Origin of the sequence: Streptomyces sp. NPDC050743, from assembly GCF_044456925.1 — a bacterium.
GTDB lineage: Bacteria > Actinomycetota > Actinomycetes > Streptomycetales > Streptomycetaceae > Streptomyces.
Genome location: NZ_JBITGJ010000219.1, coordinates 1 through 6334, shown reverse-complemented (window position 1 = coordinate 6334; position 6334 = coordinate 1). Strand labels below are relative to the sequence as shown.

The following is a 6334-nucleotide window of genomic DNA, read 5'->3' as shown; positions in this document are numbered from 1 at the left end:
CGAAGGCGTCTTCGCGGACCACCTTCCCGCACCCGTCCTCGCCCAAGCACTGGAGGCACTCATGCTGGCCCTCGCCGAGGAGAACGCCGCATGCCCGTGGACCGACCCCACGGGCGAGGCCGCGGCAACCGCGTTCCTCGTCGCCGCCGGCGTAGCACCACAGACCGCATCACTCCGGGTTCGTGCCGTGTTGCATGACCAAGTCGTCGCCCCGGTCGGGACGGCTGCACCGACTCGTTGACCAGTCTCGATCGAAACGCCGCAGGCGGGAAGTGCCGCCACTCGGTCCCATCCACGTGGGCGCGAAGGCGCGGGCCTGCGGCACGAGGCTTCGGCTCCTTCACCCTCCCTGTGCCGTTATTTCGCTTCTCAATAAAAATATCCATCCTTGTAGGAGCTCATTCATGCCTGCCATTCTGATCCACGGCGTACCCGACACCCACCACGTGTGGGACGGCGTCCGCGAGCACCTGACCCGCAGCGACGTGGAGGCTTGGGACCTGCCCGGTTTCGGTTCGCCGCGACCCGAGGGCTTCCACTGCACCAAGGAGGAGTACGTCTCCTGGCTCATCGAGCGGTTGCAGGCAATCGGCGAGCCGGTCGACCTGGTCGGCCACGACTGGGGCTGCCTCCTCACCGCGCGCGTGGCTTCCGTACGTCCGGACCTGATCCGCACATGGGCCGGCAGCAACGGTCCGGTCAGCGCCGAGTACGACTGGCATCCGCTGGCCAAGCTGTGGCAGGACCCCGTCGCGGGCGACCGCTGGGCCAAGGAGTACGACGCCGGCGCGTTCGCCAAGGACCTGACCGACAAAACCCAGATCCCGGCCGAGCTGGCCGAACAGACGGCCGGCCGCGTGGATGAGACCATGCGCGACAGCATCCTCAAGCTGTACCGCTCCGCATTGACGGTCGGTGCGGAGTGGGAACCGGGTCTGGCGGACCTGGCCGGACCGTCCCTGGTGTTCTGGGGGGCGTTCGACCCAGTCTGCCCCGTCGACTTCGGCGAGAAGATGGCGGCTTCCGTGCGCGCCACCCGCTTTCTGAGGCTGGACAGCAGCCACTGGACGCCTATCCAGAAGCCGGCCGAGGTCGCCGCCGCCCTCGAGGAGCACTGGAGCAGCTCTCGGGGGTGAGTGGCGCGCCCACCAACTGCGCCCGTGGGTGCACCCCGGGCGGCGCCGGCCCCGGATTTCCGGACGCCGGCACACCGCCATCCCAAGCTGATGGCCTACTCGTTCAGTCATCAGCCCGATTTCATCCAGCAGTGGCAGGAGCCTGCCACTCGGCCAGGCCGCCGGGCCGTCACCGTGGTGCTGTGACGATGTCTGCGCGGCCGGGCCGACGGAACTGAAGCACGATGCGAGGCACACATGGACAGTTTGCTCGGAGCTTGGGTCCTCGAGGACTTCTCGCTGACACGAGAGGGGACGGTCGTCCGTCCGCTCGGGGAGCGTCCCAGGGGGGTGCTGCACTACGCCGCCGACGGCTGGATGAGCGCACTGCTGACAGCCCATCCCGATGACGCCCCGTTCGTATCCCCGTTCGAGGAGATGGCCACCGGGACCGTGGCGTACGCCGGACGCTGGGAGCGCGAGGCGGACGGGTCGGTCGTGCACCACGTTCAGACCAGTCACTACGCACCGTGGACGGGGACGGACCTGGTACGCGAGGTCCAGTTCGGCCCGGGACGGCTGGAGCTGACAGCTGCCGGGGCCGACGACTCCCAGGTGCGCATTGTCTGGCGACGGGCCGACGCCTGACGACGTGGGACGGGCCCGGTCTCCCGCCACACAGCCGGAGCAGCGACAACGACCGTCCGACTGATCACCCGATCGTCCCGTTCCCCTTCCCCTTTTCGCTTTCTGAACATGGAGGTTGTGCCATGCGGACAGCCACACTCAACAGCCGTCTCGTGCTCGTCTTCCCCGACGGCGCCGTAGATGTGGAGAAGGCCAGCGACGGCCTGTTCTCCTCGGACCCGCAGGCGGTCTTCGACCGCTGGGCCGAGTTCCGCGACTGGGCCCAGTCGGCGGCCGCGACCGGCCACGAGCGGATCGCCGTGGTGGAGCAGCAGCTGGGCGCGCCGGTGCCACGCCCGCGGCAGGTCTTCGCGGTCGGGCTGAACTACGCCGACCACGTGGCGGAGTCGGGGGTCGCCGTACCGGAGCGTCCCGCTGTCTTCACCAAGTACGTCACGTCCCTGACCGGGCCCTACGCCACGGTCGAGCTGCCGAGTGCCCTGGTCGACTGGGAGGTCGAGCTGGTAGCGGTGATCGGTCGTGAGGCGCACCAGGTCGCCGCTTCGGACGCGTGGCAGTACGTGGCCGGCCTCACGCTCGGCCAGGACCTGTCCGAGCGCGGCATCCAGTTGTCGGGACCGGCGCCCCAGTTCTCCCTCGGCAAGTCGTTCCCCGGCTTCAGCCCGACCGGGCCGGTGCTGGTCACCCCGGACGAGTTCGACAACCCCGACGACCTCGCGCTCGGTTGCGCGATCGACGGCGAGACCATGCAGGACTCCCGTACCTCCCAGATGATCTTCTCGGTGTCCCAGCAGATCGCCTGGATGTCGTCGATCTGCACGCTGCTGCCCGGCGACCTGATCTTCACCGGCACCCCGGCCGGCGTGGGCGGCGCCCGGAACCCGCGCCGGTTCCTGGCCCCCGGCGAGGAACTGCGCAGCTGGATCGACGGCATCGGTGAGCTGCGTAACCCCCTGGTCGCCGGCCCCACCTACCCCGAAGGCACCCAGGCCGTCTGACGCGCGGCCCCACACCTGTCTGCGTACAACCACCCGCACACTGAAACTCTTGGAGGAGATTGCCATGGCCTTGCACCGCGTGGCGCACATCACGATCGGGGTGCCCAATGTGGCCGACACCTCGGCCTACTACGCCGATTTCGGACTGACCGACCTCGGCGACGGCCGATTCGCCACTGCCGACGGTGGCGAACAGCTCAAGATCGTCCAGGCGGCGCGGCGCCGCCTGGAGGAACTCACCCTGAGCGCCGACGACCAGGACGACCTCGGGCGGATCGGCTCGGCCCTCGACCGGCTCGAGGTGCCGTTCGTCCGGGACACCCACCGCCTGCGCGCGGTCGACCCGGGCACCCAGGTGACGGTGACCGTCGAGGTGCAGCCGCGCATCGTGCAGCCCGCCGCCGCGCGGATGCCGTACAACGCTCCCGGGCGGATCGAGCGGACCGGCGAGCGTGCCCCCGGCGTGCTGCGTGAGGGTCCGGTGCGCGTCCGCCGCCTCGGACACGTCGTCCTGGGCTCAACCGACCAGGAAGCCTCCCAGCGCTTCTTCACCGCAGGGCTCGGCTTCAAGGTCAGCGACCTGGTACCGGGCGCGGCGTTCCTGCGGTGCTCCACCGACCACCACAACGTCCTCGTCCAGAAGGCCCCCATCTCCTTCCTGCACCACACCTCCTGGCAGGTGGACGACGTGGACGAGGTGGGACGCGGCGCCACCCGGATGCTGGAGGACCACCCCGAGCGCCACATCTGGGGTCTGGGCCGCCACCAGCTGGGGTCGAACTTCTTCTGGTACCTCCGGGACCCGGCCGGCAACTTCTCCGAGTACTACTCCGACATGGACTGCATCGTCGACGACCAACTGTGGACCCCCGGGACGTGGGAGGACGCCCGCCTCGCCCTGTACAACTGGGGCCCGCCCGTACCGCCGTCCTTCCTCCGCCCCGAGGACCTCGCCGCGATGATGACCGGCGCGCACGACGCCGGCTGAACAGACGAAAGGAACGCAATGATGAGCATTTCGACCGAGGGTCTCGCCGCGGAGGCCTACGACGTGCTGGTCGTCGGCGCTGGTCCGGTCGGGCTGGCCACGGCCATCCAGCTGGCCACCCCAGGCCGCCGGGTCGGCATCGTCGAACGCTGGCCGCAGCCCTACCCGCTGCCACGCGCGGTCGGCTTCGACCACGAGGCCGGCCGCATCCTGGCGTCGCTGGGGTTGGACATGGCCGCTGTCAGTGAACCCGCTGTGGACTACGAGTGGCGCAACGGAGAGGGTCAGCTACTCCTCCGTTTCGACTTCTCGGACGACAGCTACTCCGGCTGGCCCAACTTCAGCGCGTTCAACCAGCCCACCGTGGAAGCGGCCCTGAACGAGCGCGTCCAGTCGCTGCCGGGGATCGACATCCTGCGCGGCTGGGAAGCCGTGGCCGTCCAGGCGGGCCCCACGGAGGTGGAAGTCACCGTGGCGGAGAGCGCGGGAGACGAGCCCCTGCTCCGTGACGGGGTGCGCGCGCAGCGTACCCTCCGGGCCGCGTACGTCGTCGGCTGCGACGGCGCCAACAGCTTCATCCGCTCGTGCATGCGCACCTCGGTCACCGACCTCGGCTTCAAGTACGACTGGCTGGTCCTCGACGTCATACCCCATGACCGGGACCGCGCATGGACGCCAATGAACCTGCAGCTCTGCGATCCGGCCCGGCCGACCACAGCGGTGGTCGGCGGTCCCGGCCGCCGTCGGTGGGAATTCATGCGCCTGCCCGGCGAGTCCATCGCCGAGCTCCAGCAGGCCGAGACCGCCTGGAAGCTGCTCGAGCCGTGGGACCTGCACCCGGACAACGCCACCCTGGAGCGGCAAACCGTCTACACCTTCCGGGCACGCTGGGCGGACTCCTGGCGCGACGGCCGGCTGCTGCTCGCCGGAGACGCGGCCCACCAGATGCCGCCGTTCTCCGGGCAGGGCCTGTGCTCGGGCCTCCGTGACGCCATCAACCTGAGCTGGAAGCTCGACCTGGTGCTGTCCGGGAAAGCCGACGACAGTCTGCTGGACACCTACACCACCGAGCGATGCCAGCATCTGCAGAATGCGATCGAGAAGTCCGTGATGCTGGGGAGGGTTGTCTGCGAGCCGGACCCGGCCGCGGCCGCCGAGCGCGACGCCCGCATGATCGCCGACCAGCAGGCAGGCCGCGTACCACAAGGAGACCAGTTCCTGGGGACCTTCACCGGCGGACTGCTGGACCGCGACTGCACCGGCGCCACCGCGGAGCCGACCGGGCACCTCAGCCGGCAGGGACGGGTGCGGTTCAGGGGCCGCACCGGCATGTTCGACGAAACCGTCGGCATCGGGCTCACCCTGCTCACCACCGGTGATCCGCGTGACGGGCTCGACGAGGACACCCTGGCCTGGTGTGAGCAGGTCGGGCTCCGCCTGCTGAGGATCACCGACGACCCGGCGGCGAACGGCCCCGACGACGTCGTCGATCTCGACCGCACCTACCTGTCCGACCTGGCCCGTACGGGCATCGAGGCCATGCTGGTGCGCCCCGACTTCTACGTCTTCGGCGGCGCCAAGAGCACGGCCGACCTCCCGCGTCTGGTCACTGCGCTGCGCGACGGGCTCACGGCAGCCCCCGCCCCGGAGGTCACCGCTTGAGCTGAGCCACCGGCGCCACAGCCGGTGCCCATGGCAGGCCGCGCCGAGCACAGCGACGCGCGGCACGGGGCGGCGCTTCACGCGCCGCGCCGCGCCAGCGCGCGGGGTGAGCAACCCCTGCCGGTGAACGGTGCGACCGTGCAGGCCGGCTGCAGGACGCATCCGTCGCAGGACCGCCCGTCGCATGATCGCCTTCGGCGCCGAAGCCCAGAGCCTCGTCGTCGTCGGTTTCCCCCTCGCCCAGAACGCCACCAGCGCCGCACGCTACAAGGAGGACCCCACCTACGCCGACGCCGCGGCAGAGATCACGGACATTAGCGCCGACAGGAAACTCCGCTGATCATGAACGGAGCTGAGTCACCAGCATCACCTCGAATCGTCACTCAGAGTATTCATCGACGTTTTACGCAAGGCTCCGGTTAGGCCGTGGATCTCGAGTCGATTTCTTGGGCGAGGTGCGCTGCGTACTTGGTGAGGGCCTGGCGAAGATCGACGTAGTGCCTCAGGTGTTGAGAGTGCGCGAGACGATGCCAGAACTGGCTTCGCTGATTCGACCAGCCGACGGGCCTTGGGCGGCTGACGTCCGCGTCCAGGGGGCGAGGGGCGAGCAGGACGTCACCCTGGGTGATTGTCGTCCAGACGAAGACGGAGGCCGTCTGGCATTTGAGTCGTCCCAGGTCAGGGGCACCCCGGCGGGGCATCTGTGCGGTGAGTTCCTCCCAGGTCGAGGCTGGGATCCACCAGCCGCGGAGTGTTTCGCGGCGGTGTCGGTAGTCGATTCGCTCGCTGGCTGTGTCGAGGTGGTGCACCAGGTGGTCGACGGCGGCATTGAAGGCTCCCCTCCCTGAAGGGAGGGGATGCCTCACCCTCCAGGGCTGAGCGGGGATTTACGGCTCAGGCCGCCGCCGGAGCCGGCGGCTCGG

6 protein-coding genes and 1 pseudogene are annotated in these 6334 nt (G+C 69.4%); all 7 read left to right on the top strand.

Translation table 11 applies throughout. The features are described 5' to 3' along the window. Positions 1-241 (top strand): annotated as a pseudogene (locus ACIBJF_RS51450) (hypothetical protein); the annotation flags it as partial. 163 nt (positions 242-404) lie between these two features. Next, entirely contained in the window at positions 405-1136 is a 732-nt protein-coding gene (locus ACIBJF_RS51445; protein ID WP_399184801.1) for an alpha/beta fold hydrolase, read from the top strand. A 237-nt stretch (positions 1137-1373) separates the two neighbouring features. After that, positions 1374-1763: a lipocalin-like domain-containing protein gene (locus ACIBJF_RS51440; RefSeq protein ID WP_399184800.1), complete on the top strand. Its 390-nt coding sequence runs from the start codon at positions 1374-1376 to the stop codon at positions 1761-1763. Positions 1764-1885: 122 nt separating this feature from the next. Next, complete coding sequence (locus ACIBJF_RS51435) at positions 1886-2761, top strand: fumarylacetoacetate hydrolase family protein (protein ID WP_399184799.1); 876 nt, start codon at positions 1886-1888, stop codon at positions 2759-2761. A gap of 64 nt (positions 2762-2825) precedes the next feature. Continuing rightward, on the top strand, positions 2826-3749 hold the full coding sequence (locus ACIBJF_RS51430; protein ID WP_399184798.1) for a VOC family protein: 924 nt from the start codon (positions 2826-2828) through the stop codon (positions 3747-3749). Between the two features lie 21 nt (positions 3750-3770). Then, positions 3771-5411: a bifunctional 3-(3-hydroxy-phenyl)propionate/3-hydroxycinnamic acid hydroxylase gene (locus tag ACIBJF_RS51425; protein WP_399184797.1), complete on the top strand. Its 1641-nt coding sequence runs from the start codon at positions 3771-3773 to the stop codon at positions 5409-5411. 184 nt (positions 5412-5595) lie between these two features. Further along, positions 5596-5751 carry a hypothetical protein gene (locus tag ACIBJF_RS51420; RefSeq protein WP_399184796.1) on the top strand — a complete coding sequence of 52 codons (156 nt, stop codon included), beginning with the start codon at positions 5596-5598 and terminating at the stop codon, positions 5749-5751. Positions 5752-6334: the final 583 nt, after the last annotated feature.

What these genes read in the sequence shown, in the direction of transcription:
- ACIBJF_RS51445 (WP_399184801.1), top strand. Translation starts at nt 405, where the DNA reads ATGCCTGCCATTCTGATCCACGGCGTACCCGACACCCACCACGTGTGG.
- ACIBJF_RS51420 (WP_399184796.1), top strand. Translation starts at nt 5,596, where the DNA reads ATGATCGCCTTCGGCGCCGAAGCCCAGAGCCTCGTCGTCGTCGGTTTC.
- ACIBJF_RS51435 (WP_399184799.1), top strand. Translation starts at nt 1,886, where the DNA reads ATGCGGACAGCCACACTCAACAGCCGTCTCGTGCTCGTCTTCCCCGAC.
- ACIBJF_RS51440 (WP_399184800.1), top strand. Translation starts at nt 1,374, where the DNA reads ATGGACAGTTTGCTCGGAGCTTGGGTCCTCGAGGACTTCTCGCTGACA.
- ACIBJF_RS51425 (WP_399184797.1), top strand. Translation starts at nt 3,771, where the DNA reads ATGAGCATTTCGACCGAGGGTCTCGCCGCGGAGGCCTACGACGTGCTG.
- ACIBJF_RS51430 (WP_399184798.1), top strand. Translation starts at nt 2,826, where the DNA reads ATGGCCTTGCACCGCGTGGCGCACATCACGATCGGGGTGCCCAATGTG.